Annotated in this window: 22 protein-coding genes and 2 tRNA genes; 8 read left to right on the top strand and 16 right to left on the bottom strand. The window is 40.4% G+C overall.

Going from position 1 to position 19,538, the window contains the following annotated elements:
* The first annotated feature begins 24 nt into the window (after window positions 1-24).
* Window positions 25-213, top strand: a complete 189-nt coding sequence (locus tag C9J42_RS00710; protein ID WP_107205483.1) for a flagellar hook protein — start codon at window positions 25-27, stop codon at window positions 211-213.
* A gap of 96 nt (window positions 214-309) precedes the next feature.
* Here C9J42_RS00710 and flgJ read toward each other — a convergent pair whose 3' ends face one another.
* From flgJ to C9J42_RS00655, 11 genes are all read right to left on the bottom strand, one after another.
* Entirely contained in the window at window positions 310-1,296 is a 987-nt protein-coding gene (gene flgJ / locus C9J42_RS00705; protein WP_107301585.1) for a flagellar assembly peptidoglycan hydrolase FlgJ, read from the bottom strand.
* A gap of 42 nt (window positions 1,297-1,338) precedes the next feature.
* Window positions 1,339-2,430: a flagellar basal body P-ring protein FlgI gene (locus C9J42_RS00700; RefSeq protein ID WP_006646763.1), complete on the bottom strand. Its 1,092-nt coding sequence runs from the start codon at window positions 2,428-2,430 to the stop codon at window positions 1,339-1,341.
* Window positions 2,431-2,475: 45 nt separating this feature from the next.
* A complete protein-coding gene (gene flgH, locus C9J42_RS00695; protein ID WP_199187034.1) occupies window positions 2,476-3,246 on the bottom strand; it encodes a flagellar basal body L-ring protein FlgH in 771 nt (256 codons plus the stop codon).
* 55 nt (window positions 3,247-3,301) lie between these two features.
* Window positions 3,302-4,090: a flagellar basal-body rod protein FlgG gene (gene flgG, locus C9J42_RS00690; protein ID WP_107205480.1), complete on the bottom strand. Its 789-nt coding sequence runs from the start codon at window positions 4,088-4,090 to the stop codon at window positions 3,302-3,304.
* A gap of 16 nt (window positions 4,091-4,106) precedes the next feature.
* Complete coding sequence (flgF, locus tag C9J42_RS00685) at window positions 4,107-4,856, bottom strand: flagellar basal-body rod protein FlgF (protein ID WP_107205479.1); 750 nt, start codon at window positions 4,854-4,856, stop codon at window positions 4,107-4,109.
* Between the two features lie 174 nt (window positions 4,857-5,030).
* A complete protein-coding gene (gene flgE, locus C9J42_RS00680; RefSeq protein WP_107205478.1) occupies window positions 5,031-6,425 on the bottom strand; it encodes a flagellar hook protein FlgE in 1,395 nt (464 codons plus the stop codon).
* A 6-nt stretch (window positions 6,426-6,431) separates the two neighbouring features.
* Window positions 6,432-7,157 carry a flagellar hook assembly protein FlgD gene (flgD, locus tag C9J42_RS00675; protein WP_107301584.1) on the bottom strand — a complete coding sequence of 242 codons (726 nt, stop codon included), beginning with the start codon at window positions 7,155-7,157 and terminating at the stop codon, window positions 6,432-6,434.
* Window positions 7,158-7,174: 17 nt separating this feature from the next.
* Complete coding sequence (gene flgC, locus C9J42_RS00670) at window positions 7,175-7,591, bottom strand: flagellar basal body rod protein FlgC (RefSeq protein WP_045082774.1); 417 nt, start codon at window positions 7,589-7,591, stop codon at window positions 7,175-7,177.
* A gap of 2 nt (window positions 7,592-7,593) precedes the next feature.
* A complete protein-coding gene (flgB, locus tag C9J42_RS00665) occupies window positions 7,594-7,989 on the bottom strand; it encodes a flagellar basal body rod protein FlgB (protein WP_005370239.1) in 396 nt (131 codons plus the stop codon).
* 152 nt (window positions 7,990-8,141) lie between these two features.
* Window positions 8,142-8,969 carry a protein-glutamate O-methyltransferase CheR gene (locus C9J42_RS00660; protein ID WP_045148043.1) on the bottom strand — a complete coding sequence of 276 codons (828 nt, stop codon included), beginning with the start codon at window positions 8,967-8,969 and terminating at the stop codon, window positions 8,142-8,144.
* Window positions 8,970-9,035: 66 nt separating this feature from the next.
* Entirely contained in the window at window positions 9,036-9,971 is a 936-nt protein-coding gene (locus C9J42_RS00655; RefSeq protein ID WP_105060720.1) for a chemotaxis protein CheV, read from the bottom strand.
* Between the two features lie 150 nt (window positions 9,972-10,121).
* On the opposite strand from C9J42_RS00655, the gene flgA reads away from it, so the two are divergent.
* The 3 genes from flgA to C9J42_RS00640 all read left to right on the top strand — a co-directional run bounded on the left by flgA (window position 10,122) and on the right by C9J42_RS00640 (window position 11,725).
* Window positions 10,122-10,829, top strand: a complete 708-nt coding sequence (flgA, locus tag C9J42_RS00650; RefSeq protein ID WP_107301583.1) for a flagellar basal body P-ring formation chaperone FlgA — start codon at window positions 10,122-10,124, stop codon at window positions 10,827-10,829.
* A 120-nt stretch (window positions 10,830-10,949) separates the two neighbouring features.
* Window positions 10,950-11,261 carry a flagellar biosynthesis anti-sigma factor FlgM gene (flgM, locus tag C9J42_RS00645; protein WP_105060722.1) on the top strand — a complete coding sequence of 104 codons (312 nt, stop codon included), beginning with the start codon at window positions 10,950-10,952 and terminating at the stop codon, window positions 11,259-11,261.
* Window positions 11,262-11,296: 35 nt separating this feature from the next.
* The gene (locus C9J42_RS00640) at window positions 11,297-11,725 is read left to right on the top strand and encodes a flagella synthesis protein FlgN (protein WP_107301582.1); all 429 of its coding nucleotides are present in this window, start codon (window positions 11,297-11,299) and stop codon (window positions 11,723-11,725) included.
* Window positions 11,726-11,728: 3 nt separating this feature from the next.
* Here the strand turns inward: C9J42_RS00640 and C9J42_RS00635 are convergent, their stop codons facing one another.
* Both C9J42_RS00635 and C9J42_RS00630 read right to left on the bottom strand, forming a co-directional pair.
* A complete protein-coding gene (locus tag C9J42_RS00635; RefSeq protein WP_107301581.1) occupies window positions 11,729-12,190 on the bottom strand; it encodes an LPP20 family lipoprotein in 462 nt (153 codons plus the stop codon).
* 10 nt (window positions 12,191-12,200) lie between these two features.
* On the bottom strand, window positions 12,201-12,836 hold the full coding sequence (locus C9J42_RS00630; RefSeq protein WP_005370226.1) for a FlgO family outer membrane protein: 636 nt from the start codon (window positions 12,834-12,836) through the stop codon (window positions 12,201-12,203).
* Window positions 12,837-12,982: 146 nt separating this feature from the next.
* Here C9J42_RS00630 and C9J42_RS00625 point away from each other — a divergent pair, with 146 nt between their 5' ends.
* From C9J42_RS00625 to C9J42_RS00615, 3 genes are all read left to right on the top strand, one after another.
* On the top strand, window positions 12,983-14,119 hold the full coding sequence (locus C9J42_RS00625) for a flagellar assembly protein FlgT (protein WP_105060726.1): 1,137 nt from the start codon (window positions 12,983-12,985) through the stop codon (window positions 14,117-14,119).
* Window positions 14,120-14,165: 46 nt separating this feature from the next.
* Window positions 14,166-14,242: transfer RNA gene (locus C9J42_RS00620), tRNA-Arg, on the top strand.
* A 362-nt stretch (window positions 14,243-14,604) separates the two neighbouring features.
* Window positions 14,605-15,138 carry a hypothetical protein gene (locus C9J42_RS00615; protein WP_233217610.1) on the top strand — a complete coding sequence of 178 codons (534 nt, stop codon included), beginning with the start codon at window positions 14,605-14,607 and terminating at the stop codon, window positions 15,136-15,138.
* Window positions 15,139-15,240: 102 nt separating this feature from the next.
* Here the strand turns inward: C9J42_RS00615 and C9J42_RS00610 are convergent.
* Window positions 15,241-15,316 (bottom strand) — tRNA-Ala (locus C9J42_RS00610).
* A 204-nt stretch (window positions 15,317-15,520) separates the two neighbouring features.
* Between C9J42_RS00610 and C9J42_RS00605 the strand changes: the two genes are divergently transcribed.
* On the top strand, window positions 15,521-16,057 hold the full coding sequence (locus tag C9J42_RS00605) for an LA_2272 family surface repeat-containing protein (RefSeq protein ID WP_107205470.1): 537 nt from the start codon (window positions 15,521-15,523) through the stop codon (window positions 16,055-16,057).
* A gap of 60 nt (window positions 16,058-16,117) precedes the next feature.
* Here C9J42_RS00605 and gltX read toward each other — a convergent pair whose 3' ends face one another.
* Both gltX and C9J42_RS00595 read right to left on the bottom strand, forming a co-directional pair.
* Window positions 16,118-17,542 carry a glutamate--tRNA ligase gene (gene gltX / locus C9J42_RS00600; protein WP_107259314.1) on the bottom strand — a complete coding sequence of 475 codons (1,425 nt, stop codon included), beginning with the start codon at window positions 17,540-17,542 and terminating at the stop codon, window positions 16,118-16,120.
* Between the two features lie 418 nt (window positions 17,543-17,960).
* Window positions 17,961-19,370 (bottom strand): porin, encoded by a 1,410-nt coding sequence (locus C9J42_RS00595; protein ID WP_107205468.1) that lies wholly within the window; start codon window positions 19,368-19,370, stop codon window positions 17,961-17,963.
* Window positions 19,371-19,538 lie beyond the last annotated feature (168 nt).

The following is a 19,538-nucleotide window of genomic DNA, read 5'->3' as shown; positions in this document are numbered from 1 at the left end:
AATAAAACATAAAGGATAATGATTATGAACTTATTAGTATCAGGATTAATTGGTTACGCATTAAAAGAAGTTGTTGTGCCACTCGTTAATGATCATTTTGACGATAAAAAAACAGAAGAAAAGCAAGTACCTGAAAAAGAAGTAGAAAATGCTTTATTTGAAAGTAACGATCTAATTAAAATGGTATCGAACATTATTGACATTGTTGTATAACCCTATATTTCAGATACTAAAAGCCTTCCATCAAATATTATTTGATAGAATATAAATGTTTTATTTTAATTCGCTTTTTTTATATATCCCTTCTTTTTACATTAATGTTTTCACCTTTTTCATTACTGCTAATACTTTATTACTGTAATTAGGATCGGTGGCATACCCTGCTTTATGTATTTCTCGAATAAATTGATTCGGCTCACCACTATGTTTTAACGCAGTTGAATAACGTGGGTTCTGTTGTAAGAACTTCACAAAATCTTGAAAGCTATCTTGATAAGAGCCATAAGAGCGAAACGCCGCATTTTCTTGTACAGCAACACCGTTATGATATTCCAATGTACGCGTGGCAACCTTTTGCCCACTCCAACGTGGATCGGCTTTAATATTAAATAAGTTGTTACTCGTTCCTGCCGCATTTTTGATCACTTTTTTACCCCAACCGGTTTCTAACGCCGCTTGCGCTATCAACATTGCTGGATCGGTGCCCAACGCACGTGCCGCTTTCGTTGCATACGGTGCCATATGATCAACAAATGCTTGTGGCGTTTCAAAACGATCAGGTTCTGGTTGTCGTAATGGCGGCTGAACATCAGCGTTTTGTAATCGCTGCTTATATTTTTCTAATACCTGTTGTGCCGCAACACTGTTTTGATCTTCTCGTTGCGGTAGTGTTAATGGCTGGGATTTATTATCGATTGGGCGAATCTGCAATGGATCCGTATTGTCTTTTTTCGGGAATAAATCTGTCGTTGGAGTATGCGGCTTTTGTTCGTTATCTTCGCCACCCAATTGCTTAACAATCATATCAGCCAAGCCCAAACTTCCAGTGGTGCTTAGCTGAGATGACATCTGCTCATCATGCATTTGCTGATAAAACTTACTGTTATTGCTACTCATTAAATCAGATTCAAACGCTTCGTTCGCTTCGCGCATTGACTTAAATAGCATCTGAGTAAAGATAGACTCAAACTGATTAGCCGCCTGACGCAATGATCCCTTTGAATCTTCGCCAATACCCGCACGTAGACGGTCTAGGTTACTAATATCATGGACAAAACCGGGATCAATTTGCTTCATATTATAATCCTTGTTGATTACTTTTTAGTTAAATCATCAGGGTTAAATGATGATTAACTGCCCTTCAATGGCACCCGCTTGTTTCAGCGCTTGTAAAATTGCCATTAGATCTGATGGTGCGGCGCCCACTTGATTCACCGCTCGAACAAGCTCATCTAACGACACACCGGGCTCAAACTTAAACATGCGTGCATCAGATTGCTGTACGTTGATATTACTGTTCTCCACAACGGTTGTTTCACCACCAGCAAAGGCATTGGGTTGACTCACCTGTGGATTTTCTTTAATGGAAACTGTCATACCACCATGGGTGATTGCCGCAGGTTTTAACTTCACATGCTGGCCAATAACAATGGTACCAGTACGTGAGTTTACGATAATTTTCGCGGAGCCTTCTGCCGGATCAAACTCTAAGTTTTCAACTGTTGATAGGAACGCAACTCGCTGGCTAACATCGCGTGGTGCTCGCACTTTTATTGATGTTGCATCAACAGCTGATGCCATTTGAGGCCCTAAAAACTGATTAATAGAATCTGCCATACGTTGTGCCGTGGTAAAATCTGAATCATGCAGGTTAAAGGTTAAGTAATCACCGCGTCCAAATGGGTTCGGTACTTCTTGTTCAACCATTGCACCGTTAGAGATTCGACCTACCGTTGGCGTATTACCGATAACTTTAGAGCCATCTGCCCCTTCTGCACTAAAACCACCAACCACCAATGTACCTTGAGCTATTGCATAAACCTTGCCATCTAAACCTTTTAAGAAAGTTTGCAATAACGTACCACCTCGTAAACTCTTGGCGGAACCAATTGAAGAGACGGTAACATCAATGCTTTGACCTTGTTTGGTAAAAGGAGGCAAAGTGGCATTAACGGCAACAGCGGCAACGTTTTTGATCTTTGGCTTTGTACCTACCGGCAATTGAATGCCGAAATTTTGCAACATGGCATTAAAGCTTTGATCGGTGAAAGGCGTTGTCTCGCCAGTACCAGGCAAACCAACGACTAAACCATAACCGACGAGTTGGTTACTACGAACGCCTGCAACAGAAGCGACATCTTTAATACGTGCCGCATCCACAGTGCCAGATAATAAAATTAATCCAGTAATAATAATTGCGCGAAAATTCAATGGATTCTCCTGTCCCTAACGCTATGTTTTGACAAAATTGGCTGATTAGAAAGCAACGTTAAAGAAACGTGATAACCAATTTTGCTCTTGAATATCTTGGCGATCACCGGTACCTGAGTATTGGATCCGCGCATTAGAAATACGTGTTGATGCAATGGTGTTATCTTGGCTAATATCGTCAGGTCTAATATGTCCGCTAACCCGAATATATTCTTCGCCAGTGTTAAGCATTAGCCATTTTTCACCACGTACAACCAAGTTACCGTTATTTAAAACCTCAACCACTTCAACTGAAATAGAACCTTTAATACTGTTACTTTGATCGGCAGAAGTAGAGCCTGCAAATGTGTTGTTGTTCGACATACCATAAGACAAGCTGTAATCACGAATGGTGACGGGTTTCCCCCCTAGCTCTATTGGCTTCATATTTAAATCGGTAGATTTATCTAAATCTGAACTTGCACTCTTTTTCGCTGCGGTTTTTTCTTCGAGTAAAATTGTGACGATATCACCAATACCACGGGGCTTAGTGTCGTCATACAGATCTTGCACTTGTGATTGATTAAACAAAGAGCCTGTGGCAGTTGCGTAATGCTCAGGTTTATCTTGTGGACGAACAGGATTCCAAGCGGGATCGCCCGCTTCTGGATCTTCACGTTTACGGATCCGATCAATCAGCCCTTTCGACTCTTTCTCTTTACCTTCTACCGCATCAACATTGGTGGTGGCTTTTTCAATATCACTGCCAGCAACATCAGGTGGTGTAGATACACAGCCTGTTAATGCCAAACTTAATAGAAGTAATGATTTTTTCATCCACTGACGATTCATTTTATTTACCTGAGCGCAATTCATTCATTACCACCAATCATTACAACTGCTGGTTAACGTAACTCAACATCTGATCGACAGTTGAAATCACCTTCGAGTTCATCTCATAAACACGTTGTGCTTCAATCATATTCACAAGCTCTTCCGTCACGTTTACGTTGGACGTTTCAAGCATAGATTGGCGAATAGAACCATATCCTTCTAAGCCTGGCGTTCCTTCTTGAGGATCACCACTCGCGCCTGTTGGTAAGAATAAGTTCTGACCGATAGGCTCCATACCACCTGGGTTAATAAAGTCGACAGTCGTAATTTGCCCCAAGGCTTGGTTTTCTTGCTCTCCACGAATACGGGCAGAAACTTCACCATCAGTACCGACGGTGATGCCTACCGCATCTTCAGGTACCACAATCTCAGGCTGGACAGGATAGCCACTACCACTGGTAACCAATTGACCTTCAGAGTTAATCGTGAACTGACCATTACGGGTATAACCTATGTTGCCATCTGGTAATAGCACTTGGAAAAAGCCATCACCTTCGATCATCATGTCCATGGCGTTATTGGTGGTTTGAGTATTACCTTGAGTAAAGACTTTTTGTGTCGCAACCACTTTTGAACCCGCCCCCAACATTAAACCTGTTGGTAATGTGGTATCTTGAGTTGACTGACCGCCCGGTTGGTTAATATTTTGATAAAAGAGATCTTCAAAAACCGCGCGACCTTTTTTAAAACCAACGGTTGATGCGTTAGCCAAGTTGTTAGAAATAGTCGAGATATTTGTCTGCTGCGCGTCAAGACCGGTTTTACTTACCCATAGTGCTGGATGCATTGTTCTGTCCTTTTAATTAGCCAATACGCATAAGAGAAGAAGAGGCTTTATCCATTTCTTCTGCGGTTTTCATCAGTTTTACTTGCATTTCAAAGTGGCGCTGAAGATCTATCATGCTGGTCATTTCAGAAACCGCATTCACGTTACTGCCTTCAAGCATACCTTTCGCCAGTGTTACACTGGCATCTGCATCAAGCGGAATACGCTCGCCGATGGATTTAAATAAACCATCAGTATCTTTAAATAACGCTTGATTATCAGGTTTAACCAATTTGATGCGATCAACGACTGCGATTGCATCAGGCGGCGCACCTTGTGGTAAAACCGACACTGTACCGTCTTTACCAATTTCAATTTTACTGATCGGAAGTGGGATAAAAATAGGACTGTCGTTTTGGCCTAATACCAATTGACCATTACTGTTTTGTAGCATGCCTGTTTGATCAATTTTCAAATGCCCAGCACGGGTGTAAGCTTCTTGGCCTTTGACATCCATTACAGCAAGCCAACCATCACCTTCAATAGCAACGTCTAAATCACGCCCTGTATTGATCACTGAACCTTGTGCAAAATCATTACCCGGGCGCTCAGTCATTGAAAACACTCGGCTAGGTAGACCTTCACCATAGGCTTGCATACTGCGCGCCTGTTGTAAGTCGGCACGAAAACCTGTTGTACTGACATTTGCCAAGTTATTGGCATGAACTTGCATACCATACATATCTTGTTTTGCGCCACTCATGGCAAGATACAGAGCACGATCCATTTTTTGACACTCCTATTATCTAACAGCATCAATAAAGCAAAAACTAAGCCAATTATATTTATTGTTTAATAACAGTGAATTGAGAGCAAAAGAGCAAGAAGGTAAAGCAGGAGGGAAAAAAATTGCCGCTTCAACGAAAAGGTAAAACGGCAATAGGACTGGAAAGGATAAAGCTTAACGAATTTGTAGAATATTCTGTTGTAGCTGATTATTCACATCTAGTGCACGAGAGCTGGCTTGGAAGTTACGTTGCGCGGTTATCAAATCCACCAGCTCTTGAGTCATATCGATATTTGATTGTTCAAGCGTTCCGCTTTTAACAGAGCCAAATGAACCTTGTGATGCATCGCCCCAAATCGCCTGACCTGATTCTTGGGTGGTATTCCAAAGCGTGCCACCTAACTGTGCTAACCCTTGTTCATTAGAAACACGGGCTAAGGCAACACGTCCTACAACGATATCTTTACCATTTGAATAAGACGCCAAAATATTGCCTTCAGGATCAATATCAACTTTCGATAAATAACCTGTTGTCGCGCCGTCTACATCTTGAAATTTGCGCACTTCAAACGCTGAAGCATATTGCGTCGGATCATCATAATTCATAGTTAACGATTGCGTAGGATCAGCACCACCGACATCAATACCAGCAGAAGCGAATGTCTCCATTTGGATATTTAATGGCATTGGTGGAGTTGCTGGAACGGCAGGTGGATTACCAGGGTCTCCAGGATATGGCTGACCATTTTGATCAAATCGCATCCGATAGCCTGTCACTACAGGGGCTGCAGGGTTTGTATTATCAATAACTTGATAAGCTGCAGGGATGCTTGCTGGATCTGGCTTTAATAACCGCTCTTGACCACTGTTATTGGTAACAGTTTGATGCACTTCCCATGTATTAGCATTGGTTGGAACGGCATTAGGATCATATTTAGCGACATAATAAGTCGTCATTTTATACGGTTTACCTAATGAATCATAAATCGTTGATGACGTTGATTTATTGAAAGAATCAGGATCTTTAAAGTCAAATGGACTATTTTTAGGCGTTGTTTCTTTATTAGGTAAATTTAAAGACACTTTGATTGTGCCTGATTTTGTTGGCTGACCAAATACATCATCAATTTTCATCGATTTTGCTTCATAAGAAGCCACGGTATTTGAATCTTTATTGACAGGGTAACCCAGTAGAAACTTACCTTCAGAGTTCACTAACTCATTTTCGTTATTTAGATGAAATGCACCATTGCGAGTAAGATTATTATTCGAAGGTTCATTCTTATTATCTGCCACAGCAAAAAAACCCGAACCAGATACACGTAAATCTAATGGGTTATTGGTATAAATACTAGAACCTTCATGGAACTGTTGTGCAACCGTTGAGGTTTGTACGCCCCCACCCGTTGTCGTTTTACCATTAGAGAAAATCGAATTAGAATAGACATCACCAAATTCAGCACGTGATTCTTTAAAACCAAAGGTGTTGGCATTGGCTATGTTATTACTGGTGGTATTTAGATCTTTTTGAGCTGCACCTAGACCGCTCAACGCAATGTTCATACTCATATTCGATTATCCTTTTTGTGTTGCTTTGCCAATTTGTAGAACATCAGCCAACTGAACTGGCTTATCGAAACCAGCAAGGTTTAACATCACCTGACCGTCGTTATTCCCTAATAAAACGCTATTCACGTTTGCGTGTGTAAGCACTTCAAAATTCTGGCTTTCGCCTTTTACATTGCCTGACACAGAAAACTTATACATACCTTGCGGCATAATATTGCCATCATCATCTTTACCATCCCATGTAAAGGGATGTTCACCGGCTGATTTAGCACCAAGACTCATGGTTTTAACCAATTCACCTTGTTCATTTTCAACGCGCAACATTGCGTTATCAATGCTTTGCGTTAAACGCGTCATGCCAGACATTTCGCCTTCGCTACTGCGCATTGCGGTTGAATTAGGAATAAGTACATCTTGTCCAACAAGAGAAGAAGCTTGTAGTGCTTGATTTGACGTCATCGCACTATTTAATGAGCCAAACTGCTCATTCATTTTGTTAATGCCATCAACGGTAGCGAATGATGCCATTTGCGCGATCATTTGATCATTACTCACAGGTTTAAACGGATCTTGCTGTGCTAACTGCTTGGTTAGTAATGACAAGAAATCATCTTGCTTTAGCTGATTTTTTCCTGTGACTTCTTGCTCTTGTTCGACTTTCTTATCTTGCATGCTTTTTAGCTGGTCAAGGTAAGAAAGATTGCTGGTTCCTGCACCATTAACTGTGATCATAATGACAACTCCTTACCTTATTTGCCCATCTGCAAGGTTTTCATTAGCATCTGCTTACTTGCATCGGCTACCTGAACATTATTTTGATATGAACGAGATGCTGAAATCATATTCGCCATCTCTTCCATCACATTAACGTTGGGCTTATAAATAAAACCTTCAGCATTTGCCATCGGGTGCTCTGGATTGTATTCAGCTGATAGCGGCTTATCACTTTCAACAATACCTTTAACTTGCACAGGTACGCTGCTGCTTTGATGATAAGACGCAGAATTTAATGCGGCGGCAAAAATAGGATGACGGGCTTTATAAGTTTCTTCTGCTGAGCTACTGACACTGTTGGCGTTAGCAAGGTTACTTGATGTGGTATTTAAACGTACAGATTCAGCACTCATTGCCGATCCCGTTACATTAAAAACATTAAATAAACTCATTATTATTCCCCTTTCAATGCCTTGCTCAGGTTCTTAAATTTAGAACCTAAAAAATCCAACGATGCTTGATATTCAATACTATTTTGCATAAACAAGTTTTGCTCTAGTTGGGCATCCACCGTGTTGCCATCCCCTGTATCCGGCTGTGTTGGCACGCGATATTTTTGCTCGCCACTGACTTGTGTAGAGGCATTAATGTGCCGCCCATTTGTTCGGCTTAGGCCAATATCTGCCCCAGATGTTGCCGCTTTAAGCGCACGACTGAAGTCTAAATCTTTTGCTTTATAGCCAGGAGTGTTGGCATTAGAGATATTACTCGCTAGGGTTTCGGCACGTTTTTCACGTACGCCAACAGTATACTGATGAACCCCTAATGCTTTATCGAACGAAATGGACATATCTTGCCTCCACAATTACTTAGCAGTAATAAAGCAAAGACAGTGCCAATTTTAAGAATTGAGAAATTAAGAAGATGGTTGGTAACTAGAGAGGAGAATAATTAACTAAAAAGCGCTACACGCAATATTAACAAGCGGCAGCGCTTCTTCAATTAACGGAGTTTATAAATGATGCCAGGGTTACAACGGATCATTTCAAATTTTTCAGTTAACCCTGTTAGTGACTCTGATGCACCTAAGAACAAATAGCCACCAGGATTTAAGCTGGCCGCTAATTGATTTAAAACTTTCGATTTCATCTCTGGAGAAAAATATATCAAAACATTTCGACAGAAAATAATGTCAAACTTCCCCAGCAATGCATAGCTATCTTTAAGGTTCTGCGGCCTAAAATTAACCATTTGTTTAACTTTATTGTTAACCCGCATACGGCCATCACCATTGTCTTCAAAAAACATACGGCGACGCTCCGGCGATAACCCTCGGCTTAAAGCAAGATTGTCATACACACCTGCTCGGCATGTTTCTAACATCGTCTGTGAGATATCAGTGGCTGTAATTTGAATAGATGGCAGTAAACCAGGACGCTTAGCTTGGGTTTCCAAAACCGTCATCGCCATAGAATACGGTTCTTGGCCTGATGAACTCGCCGCAGACCAAATTTTGATCGGTTTTTTATTTGCTGCAAGTTCAGGCAAAATTTTGTCTGATAATACGGTAAAAGGATAACCATCACGAAACCATAATGTTTCATTGGTTGTCATCGCATCAACGGCGGCAATACGTAATTCACGATTACGACCTGATAATACATTCTGCAACAAGTCTGAAAGCGACGATAAAGAAAAACGATTCACTAACGGGCTTAAACGACTGCGTACTAAATATTGCTTGCTATCGCCTAATACGATGCCACATTGTGACTCAAGAAAACGGCAAAATTCACGATATTCTTGGTCATTTACAGTTACTGCTGTCATTTACAACTCTTCTTTGTCAGTACGTTCAGCATTAAATGCTCAATAATTTATTATAATTTTTAACGGTTACGCCGATTCGATTGCTCTATCAGGCATTGCCCCTTTTACAGCTCGACCCAATTCGTCTGGGTTAAATTTAGGAATAAAGGCGTTTGCTCCTACACGTTCAACCATGGCTTGGTTAAACACACCACTTAATGATGTATGTAAAATAACATGTAAGTCTTTTAATTTAGGATCATTTCGTATTTCAGCGGTTAATGTGTACCCGTCCATCTCTGGCATTTCAATATCAGAAATAATCAATGCTAGTTGATCATAAATAGAGCCTTGGGCAGCCATTTCACGCAATTTAATAATGGCTTCTTTACCATCTTTTACGAGTACACATTCACAACCAATCGCTTCTATCGCTCGTTGTACCTGCTTACGTGCCACAGTTGAATCATCGGCAACAAGAACACGACGCACTACAGGACCATTTTCAACCAACTCTTCGAGCACAGTTCCTGTGATATTGGTATTAACTGGGGAGATCTCATCGAGAATTTTTTCAACATCTAAAATCTCAACTAATTCACCGTCTATTTCCGTCACAGCTGTCAAATAGTTACTTCGACCAGCCCCTTGAGGAGGAGGAAGAATCGATTCCCAATTCATGTTAATAATGCGTTCAACAGAAGACACAAGGAAGCCTTGAATAGAGCGATTAAATTCCGAAATAATAATAAAGCAGTTAGTTAAATCGGTTATCGGACGCCCACCGGTAGCTAAGCTCATATCAATAACAGAAATTGTTTGTCCTCGAATATGAGCAACACCTTTAATCAATGGATGTAAATTCGGCATTGATGTTAACTGGGGACATTGCAGAACTTCTTTAACTTTAAAAACGTTAATACCATAACGTTGACGTCGATTAAGACGGAATGTCAGCAGCTCTAAACGGTTTTGCCCGACTAATTGTGTCCGCTGGTTAACTGAATCTAAAATACCTGTCATTGGATAAACTCCCTGTCGTGTTATAAATCGCGCTCGCGAACACACTTTATCCACTCACGATCACATCTGATAAATAATCAAGATATTAGAATATCTAGCTATAACTTGGAATGTTATAGTAATTCTAACCATGACCAAAGAGCATTTACCGTGACAAGCCACAGAGATCAAAAACTCTTGCCAATTTTTATCGGCCTTTTGCTATTTTTCTTTAGTACAAATATCTTCGCTTCCGATTATAACGTGCTAGATTCCGTGGAAAAAGCCGCTGAAAACCTAATAAAACAGCAAGTTACCTTACCAGAAAAAGGGAAATTAAAAGTTACAGCAGCAGAGCTTGATAACCGTCTTCGCTTTTCTACTTGTTCGGCACCACTTGAAGCCACTCTCCCCGGCAAACAAAACTTAAGTGGTAATGTTACTGTACTTGTTAAATGCCCTACCGAAAACTGGCAGCTTTATGTCCCTGTAAACGTGCAATTAACACTACCTAAAGTTGTTGCTAGTGTTGCTCTTGGTCGAGGCATGGTTATTACTCGAGATAAACTTTCCGTTCAAATGGTTGAAAGTCGTTTTCAACGAGGCAATAGCTTTGAAGATCCTAATGAAATCGTAGGATCAAAAGTTAAACGCTCAGTAAAATTAGGAGAAATGATCCAAGCCCGTGATATTTGTTTAGTATGCCGTAACGACACTGTCATTATCCGTGCCGGAACAGGCGGACTAAATATAGTAACAGAAGGTAAAGCGCTGTCTGACGGGGCTATCGGTGAAGAGATCCGAGTTCAGAATAGAACATCAAGACGCATGATTGATGCTATTATTACCGCAGTTGGTGAAGTAACCGTAAAGTATTAGTCAGAAAAGTTGATTGCGCATGACGATAAATAAATCATTTTATCTTCATAATATTTACTAAAGTCTGTTCACACTTTGCCGATAGCTAGGTATCACAGTTAATTATCAAGGTAAAAGATTATGGCAAGTATTGATCACCTACGTGGTGGACAACCTGTAAATACCACACGTGTTGGCCAACAAAAAACAACCACAACGGAAGAGCAAACTACCACGTCAAACATTGCTAAAGAGCAACATGACGAAGTCTCTTTAAGCTCTCAAGGTAAAGCTGTGGGACAAATTCATCAACAATTAGCAACAGAGCCAAGCTTTGATGCTGGAAAAGTGGCAGAGATCAAACAAGCAATTGCAAATGGCTCATATACTATTGATGCCGATAAACTTGCATCAAATATGTTAAAGTTCGAAGACGAGCTTAATGGGCTTTAAGATAACATTTGCATACTAAAATTGAGATCAGCGTAATGAAACAGACACTTGGTCAACTGCTTGAAGTTCAACAAACCACCTTATTGTCTTTAATCGATCTTCTCAAACAAGAAAGAGTGGCAATCACTCGCCGCAAGGCATTAGAAATTGAACAGATTGCCAAAGAGAAGTTAGATCTGATCTACAAAGTCCAACAACACGATTATTTATTGTCTTCCCATGAAGAGCGCGACCAGTTAACGCAGATCGACGAATACCAAACACAAGTGAATACGATTCAAGATCTAGTTAAAGAATGCCAACAATTTAATGATATCAATGGCGAAGTATTACAGCGCGCTCACCTCAGCTTTCATAAGCTAAATAATTTATTCCAGCAAAGTCGTGGGCGGCACCAAATGACCTACAATTGTGATGGTATCGCACAAAATGTTCGTTCATTAGGCACCAACCTAAAAGCGTAATCGTTAAAACATAACTTCTTGTTTATTTGGTACATGAAACACTTCTCCGTGTTGCTTCATTCGTTCCATCAAACCAATATTTAACTCCATTTCAGTGACATAGCTGTCACCGACAGGATAGCTGCGAATAATTTTTGCCCCACGAATAACGCCATCTACTGCACCATCTGTACTTTCATATCCTAACTGCTGATCATCAAGCGATGTGGTTGCACTAATGCGTAATCCATAAATTTGCTCTGATAATTCGCGGTAAGCATCTAACTTAGAAGCGCGCATTGCACGAATACTTTTTTCTTCTTTGGTTCGCCCTTTTTGCTCACTAATTGAAGCATACCCTACCGCTTGGATCACATCTTTACTTTTAGTTAAGTCTGGGCCCGGAACCGTTGCACTGCCTGATGTTGTATTAGTACAACCTGACAGTAATAACATCGCAGCAGCTAAAGCCACATAATATTTCATTGTTACTTCCTTACGGCTTTAAAATTACATTATTATCAGGACGGTTACGCACATCTGTACGCATAATTACCCCATTTCGTAACTGAATTTTATTCATAAAATCCAAGTCTCGACCAATACGCTCTGCCGGTAGAAAACCCTGTGCTGTAGCAATAACCACATTTGAGCGCATACCGATAATTCGAGCATTAATGAGCACACCACCACTTTGACGCAGCATTGTACCTGTTAGCACGTAATCAACAGGTTGCTGTGACGCTAATTCTTTCCAGTTACGACTAATACTAAAATCGCCACTACGCGTCACTTTAATTACCCCTGTTGACTTATAGTCAACCACTGTAAAACCACGCTGCTGCATTTGGTACATGAAGTTTTCACTCACTACATTACCTAACCAGTTGGTTTCTGTCATATCTTGTAAATCAACAAACGAGGTAACAGCTAATGGCGTACTCGCCGTTAAATATTGGTTCGACGTTACCAATTGATTCGCTAATCCTTCAATAAAATAATCAACGGTATGTCTTGGCGTGTCTGATAAAGAATAGGCGCCTGATGAATATTTCTCTTTACCGTTATAAACCGGAGGTGCGGCACAAGCAGTCATCGCTAACGACAACACAATTACAATCCACTTATTCATTACACTTACCCGCCCTCAAATATTGTTTTCTTTATATCGTATGAACATTTAAATTCTTTAATACAAGAGCCTAATTGGGAACACTCTTTGCATTCACTTTTTCATCGAACTATTAAAAAGCAAAAAACATACCTAAATGGGCTTTTATGAATAAAAATTTTTTACGCAGCTTAAGTGCACTTTGTTTGTTTTTTTCATGCTATAGCTCAGCCCAATGGGTTGAAGTAACAGGTGAAGCTGTCATTTTAGAAAGTGAAGAAACAGCACGTGTTAATGCACTAGAAGATGCGGTATATCAAGCAATGAAACATGCAGGCGGTGAAATAGCGACACTTCCGTCATTAAAACCTTATTTCGCAGAGCCTAAACAGCAATACCGTTTTAGTGGTAATGAAATCCGTAACGTAACGGTTCTTGAACAAAAAAAAGCAGGCGGCAAAATGTATGTCACCAGCCGTGTCGATATTTACCCATCGGCAAAAAGTTGCCACAAGACCCAGTATAAAAAAGGCATTCTATTAGGCAGTTTTTCAATTGCTGAGCCACAACAAGCAGCCATGGGTAGCGTTTATAAAATAGGCACTGATTTCGCTTCAATACTCGGAAAGCAAATTCAAAAACGTTCACAAAGCTTTATTGTTACTGGTAAAACAACCGTCCCTTTCAGTGCAACTCAAGCATCAGCAATGACGATGCTGGCTGAAGATCACGATGCGCAATATTTAATTGGTGGTGAAATAACAGATTTGACCGCTACCCTTGATGAAAAATTAGTTAAGAAAGATCAAGTCAATCGCCAGTTTGCGGTTTCACTGGAAATAATGGACGGTAAAACAGGAGAGATCATCTACCAAAATAGCTACCGTGAAATTGGGTTATGGCCGTTTTCTCGCTCAAGCCATGTAGATACCAAATCAGCACGTTTTTGGGTTTCACCTTATGGACAGAGTATTCAACGGATCAGCCAAAATATGATGCTCGATATTGAAAGTGCGCTCTCTTGCCGAGCCAGCCTCCCAGAAGTCATCAACATCCATAATAATGTTGCGCAAATGAACGTTGGTCGTGTTCATGGTGTAAAACAAGGTGATAAATTAAAACTATGGCATAGTGCAGGATTTATTGACCAAAAAGGTATACCGCGGAATCGGATGGTTGATACAAAAATTAGCTTAACCGTTGGTCGCGTTTATGAAAAGTCAGCAGAACTTATTGTTAATCAACCAGAATTAGCAGCAAGCATCCAACCTGGTGATTTACTAACCAAGCAAACGCGACGTTAAGAGTATTCCCTTATATTTTTGAAAATATACCGTATAATACTCAAATGCTTCCTTAGCTCAGATGGATAGAGCGTCCCCCTCCTAAGGGGAAGGCCACTGGTTCGACTCCAGTAGGGAGCGCCATATTTTTCAAAGGCTTAGCGATTTTTTATTGCTAAGCCTTTTTTATTTCCACACAATGTAGTGTCGTAACAATACTATATAGATTCAGTCTTTATCACTTCGGGTCGCATGATTTAATCTGCTCTTCTTTGAACAATCTGCTTTATAACGTGTTATTATCCTTATTTTTGTGGCTAATAAACGGCTACAACTATTATTATCAAAAATATTTTTACTGTTTTAAATCAATAAAATGGATTTATTTAGCTCATTACTTGAAACATAACGTTACAATATTTGAACGTTGTTTTTTATTGTTTAGTGTTTATACTGCCAGCACTTCATAACTCTCATGTTATGAGTTTGTATAGGACATTATGAAAATGAAATTAGCATCTCTTATTGTATCTGCCGCTCTTCTTGCCCCTGCAGCAGCTATGGCTAACACACCAGTTCAGCTTTCAGTACCCGGCGTAAACCTACCAGCAGGTAACGTTACAGGGGTTCGCTTAAATGCTTTATATGGGCATACCGCTTCTGTAACAGGTGTAAACTTCTCATTATTAGGTCTTTCAGATATTGATACATTCAAAGGTCTAAACTTTGGCCTAGCATTTGGTGTGAACCGTACTCGTTCGATGATGACGGGGCTTGAATTTGGTCTTGCAAACTTGAACGACGGTAATGCGAAAGGGGCTGATTTTGGTGCCGTAAACTATACTGCTGGCAACTTTACAGGTGCGCAGTTCGGTACATTTAACTACGCAGGAACACTAAATGGCCTACAGTTTGGCTTAGTGAACGCAACCGATCATATTAATAAAGGTATTCAGATCGGCCTGATTAACTATGATAAGTCTGGTACTTTCGTCAGTAACAGCTTACCTGTATTCCCTATTGTAAATGCGCGATTCTAAGATTTCGCTATAGCAATAAAGAGCCTCGCCACTATGCGGGGCTTTGTTTTAAATGGATAAATTTAGACATAAAAAACCTCGCACAAGGCGAGGTTTAGAATTTGGTGGAGCTAAGCGGGATCGAACCGCTGACCTCTTCGCTGCCAGCGAAGCGCTCTCCCAGCTGAGCTATAGCCCCAAAACAAGAATACAATAAAATCTCACTGCATCAGTGTCAACATAACTACAAAGATATAAGCATATTTGTGAATTAACTCAAAAATATAACCCTAACAAACATAAAATAATCACGCCTATATCATTTACTTACCATTGACACCTCTAGTAATAAAGTGCGGTTAAATATCTTTAATGGTGACGACTAACCTTAAGGATTATTTTCATGAAGCTTCAACTGACCTCTCTTTTACTCGCAACGGCAATTTGTGCTCCATCCGTTTACGCTGATTCTCCAGTACAACTTTCTGTTCCAACAATTAACTTGCCTGCAGGTGATGTATCAGGTGTTCGAGTAAGTGCACTTTATGGTCGAAGCCACAATGTGAAAGGGTTAAATTTTTCCGTTCTTGGTCTTTCTGATATTGATAACTTTACAGGAATTAACCTTGGTTTGTTCTATGGTGCAAACCGTACCCGTACAAGTATGAAAGGGTTTGAATTAGGTTTAGCAAACTTTAATGGCGGAACAGCAAAAGGGGCTGATGTCGGCCTAGTAAACTACACAGCAAGTAATTTCACAGGTGCGCAATTGGGACTCTTTAATTATGCAGGTAGTTTAAATGGACTCCAATTTGGCTTTATGAACGCAACAAATCATATTAATAAAGGTATTCAAATAGGTTTAATCAACTTCGACCGTTCGGGTACTTTCGTTAGCAAAGATCTTCCTGTTTTCCCTCTTGTGAACGCAAGATTCTAATTAGCAAATATAAAAAACGGAGCATTAATGCTCCGTTTTTTTATTTTATATTTAACAAGCTTATGCGTTAGCTTCACGCTCTGCAATAAATGCTAACGCCATTTTGATACGAGCGACAACACGCTCTTTACCAATAAGCTGCATCACAGCATCAACAGAAGGCGACTGACCTTGACCTGTAACAGCTACACGTAAAGGCATACCCACTTTACCCATACCTAGCTCAAGTTCTTCACACACTTGTGCAATAACGGCATGAAGATTTTCTGTTGTCCACTCTTCAAGTGCTTCAACTTTAGCCAATGCAAGCGCTAACGCTTCTTTTGCAACAGGACGTAAATGCTTTTTCGCCGCGCCAGCTTCAAATTCGTTAAAGTCTTGGTAGAAGTAACGAGATTGTTCAGCAAGTTCGATCAATGTATTACAACGCTCACCCACTAGCGTGATCACATCTGTAATAGCAGGGCCATTTTCAATAGAAATTTCTTTCTTATCTAAGTGCCATTGTAGGTATTTCGCAACATACTCAGGTTCAGCTGTTTTGATGTAATGGTTATTTAGCCATAATAGCTTATCAGTATTAAATGCAGATGCTGATTTACTTACTGATTCTAGGCTAAATAGATCAATCATCTCTTGTCGTGAGAAAATCTCTTGATCGCCATGAGACCAACCTAGGCGTACTAAGTAGTTCAGTAATGATTGTGGCAGGTAACCATCATCACGGTATTGCATTACACCTACAGCGCCATGACGCTTAGATAATTTTGCGCCATCATCACCTAGAATCATTGCGCAGTGTGCAAACTCAGGTACTGGTGCACCTAGCGCTTTATAGATATTAATTTGACGAGGCGTATTGTTGATGTGGTCTTCACCGCGAACAACTTGAGTAATACCCATATCCCAGTCATCGATAACCACACAGAAATTGTACGTTGGGCTACCATCTGTACGACGAATGATAAGATCATCAAGCTCACTGTTCGCAATTTCGATGTGACCACGGATTTTATCATCAAAAATGACAGTCCCTTCTTTAGGGTTACGGAAGCGAATACAGAATGGTGAATCTTCTGTTGCTGCGGCATTAGCTGCAATAATTTTAGGGTGGTTTGCATCGTAGCGAGGTTTAATACCAGCTGCCATTTGCTCTTCACGGATTTCGTCAAGAAGCTCTTTCGGACAGTAACACTTGTACGCTTTGTCTTCTGCTAGAAGTTGATCAACCACTTCGTTATAACGATCAAAACGCTTAGTTTGGTAGTAAGGGCCTTCATCCCAGTTAAGCTCTAACCACTCCATCCCTTCCATAATCGCGTCGATAGCTTCTTGAGTTGAACGCTCTAGATCCGTATCTTCAATACGAAGTACAAACTCGCCGCCCATATGTTTAGCGTATAACCATGAGTAAAGTGCAGTACGAGCACCACCTACGTGCAAAAAGCCAGTTGGACTTGGTGCAAAACGAGTTTTAACCGTCATTGGAATTACCTTATGAATGAAGGACTACACAGTAAGGGCTACTGTGTCTTATCTAATAACGAGTATTTTAGCACTGTGAGGTAAATCTACAATAATCAGTAGACAATGATTATTTAGAATAAATAATTTTAACAGGAGTTAAGAGAATCGATTCTCTTTTTTAATTAAAAATCATTTGTTATGTCACTTTTGTTCTTACAAGCAAACCAAAGCGCAAAAAATGAGATCACTATTTGGTAAACACATGCGATTTGACCATAACTACCCGCCCCACTCATTCCGTTATGCCCATTCGTTCCACAAGCATAAACAGTCGATGATGCTATCTCCAATAAAACATTAACTATCTTATTTTTAATACAAACAAAAAGACCCACTAAAAGTGGGTCTTTAAAACATTCTTTAACTTTCAGTTATATTAGAAAGTGTAAGGAATGATAACTTGGAAACGTAGATCTGTTTCATCTGCAGAATTTGCACCTTCAAACTCGTCACGCTCTAGCACTGTACCGTGTAGACGAACGGTTGAACCTTTAAGTGCGCCAGTTTGAACAGAGTAAGAGATTGTACCATTAACTGCGTACTCGCTCTTGTAATCCCAATCGCCTAAAGCACCTTCAGCTGCTGACTTACCGCCAGAACCGTAACCGAAGCCTAGGTAGTAGTTCCAACCATTACCTTGGTCAAATGATAGACGGTTGTAGATAGAAACTTCACCAGATTTGTTCCAATCAGATAGTGCATCCCACCATAGTGAGTAAGTACCGTTAGTCATACCGTATGTGTAAATCATACGTGGGTTAACATCACGGTCGTTATCACTCTTAGCGTAGTTAAGATTAGTCATCCAAGAGAACTGACCAAAGCTTGCGTTAAATGCTAAACCAGTGGTGTAACCAAGACCATCATACTGAACATCATCATTTACGCCGTAGAAGTCGTATGCAACAGACATTGTGTCGTTGATATTGTATTTAGCGTAAACTTTGTAACCCGTTGTATCAACTGGATCGTGGTAACCTGTTACAACACCGTTAGCCCAGTCAACACCGTTTTGGTATTTAACATCTGTAACTTGACCTAGACCAAACTGTAGGAATAAATCATCAGTTGCATTACCTTGTAAACCTAGAGAGTGTGCAATACCCCAAGTTGTATCAGCCCAAAGAGCAGGAGCGTAATCATTTTTGCTTAGTAGCCAAGGAGCTGTAAACTGATCTGCAATGAAGTAAGTTGCTTTGAAGTTACCAATGTTTGCGTTAAGTTCAGCACCACGGTATGTACCTGGTACGAAAGACCAAACGTTACCTAAAACACCGTTACCATTCGCTTGAGTGAAACCAAAACGACCGTCTACGTTTTCGCCAGCTTTAAACTTAAGCGCTGCTTTTGTAACTTTAACAGGACCGCCTTCACCAGCACCCCAGTCTAAGTTATTACAAGTAGAAATTTCGTTACATAGGTACTCACCAGTACCACCGTTCATTGCACTATCATTGTATAGGTCACCAGAAAGGTAACCAGCAATGTCAGCGCCTAACCAACCATTGTGGTAGCCAGAAGTGAAGTCTAAAATAAGGTTGTAAGAAGAGTAGTTTAAACGACTCCATACATCGCCATCTTCACCGCCAGGAGCACCAGTTGAACGAGTACGTGAACGTGTATCAACAACAGCAACACCAGCTAGTGTTGAACCTTCAAGGAACTCATTAACTTGTTCTACATATTCAGGGCCAGCTGCACTGTCTTCCGTTGCCATTGCTGGCATTGCTACTGCACCTAACATTGCTGCTGTTAAAGCAGAAACTTTAAAAAACTTTGATTCCATGGAATAACTCCTAAAAGATATAAGCTGTTTACCTGTAACCTGAAAGGTTGGCCGCCGAAGGTTACAAGTAAATTTCCCATATGTTAGCCGAATCATTTCGACCAATTCATATTTTTTTCGTTCAAAATTGAACTTTGTGTAACTTCGCTATTAAGACTACTTTCGCAG

Source organism: Photobacterium sp. GB-56 (assembly GCF_003026105.1).
Classification (GTDB): Bacteria; Pseudomonadota; Gammaproteobacteria; order Enterobacterales; family Vibrionaceae; genus Photobacterium.
The sequence above is the reverse complement of the archived record's forward strand: the minus strand, read 5'-3'. Positions and strand labels throughout refer to the sequence as shown.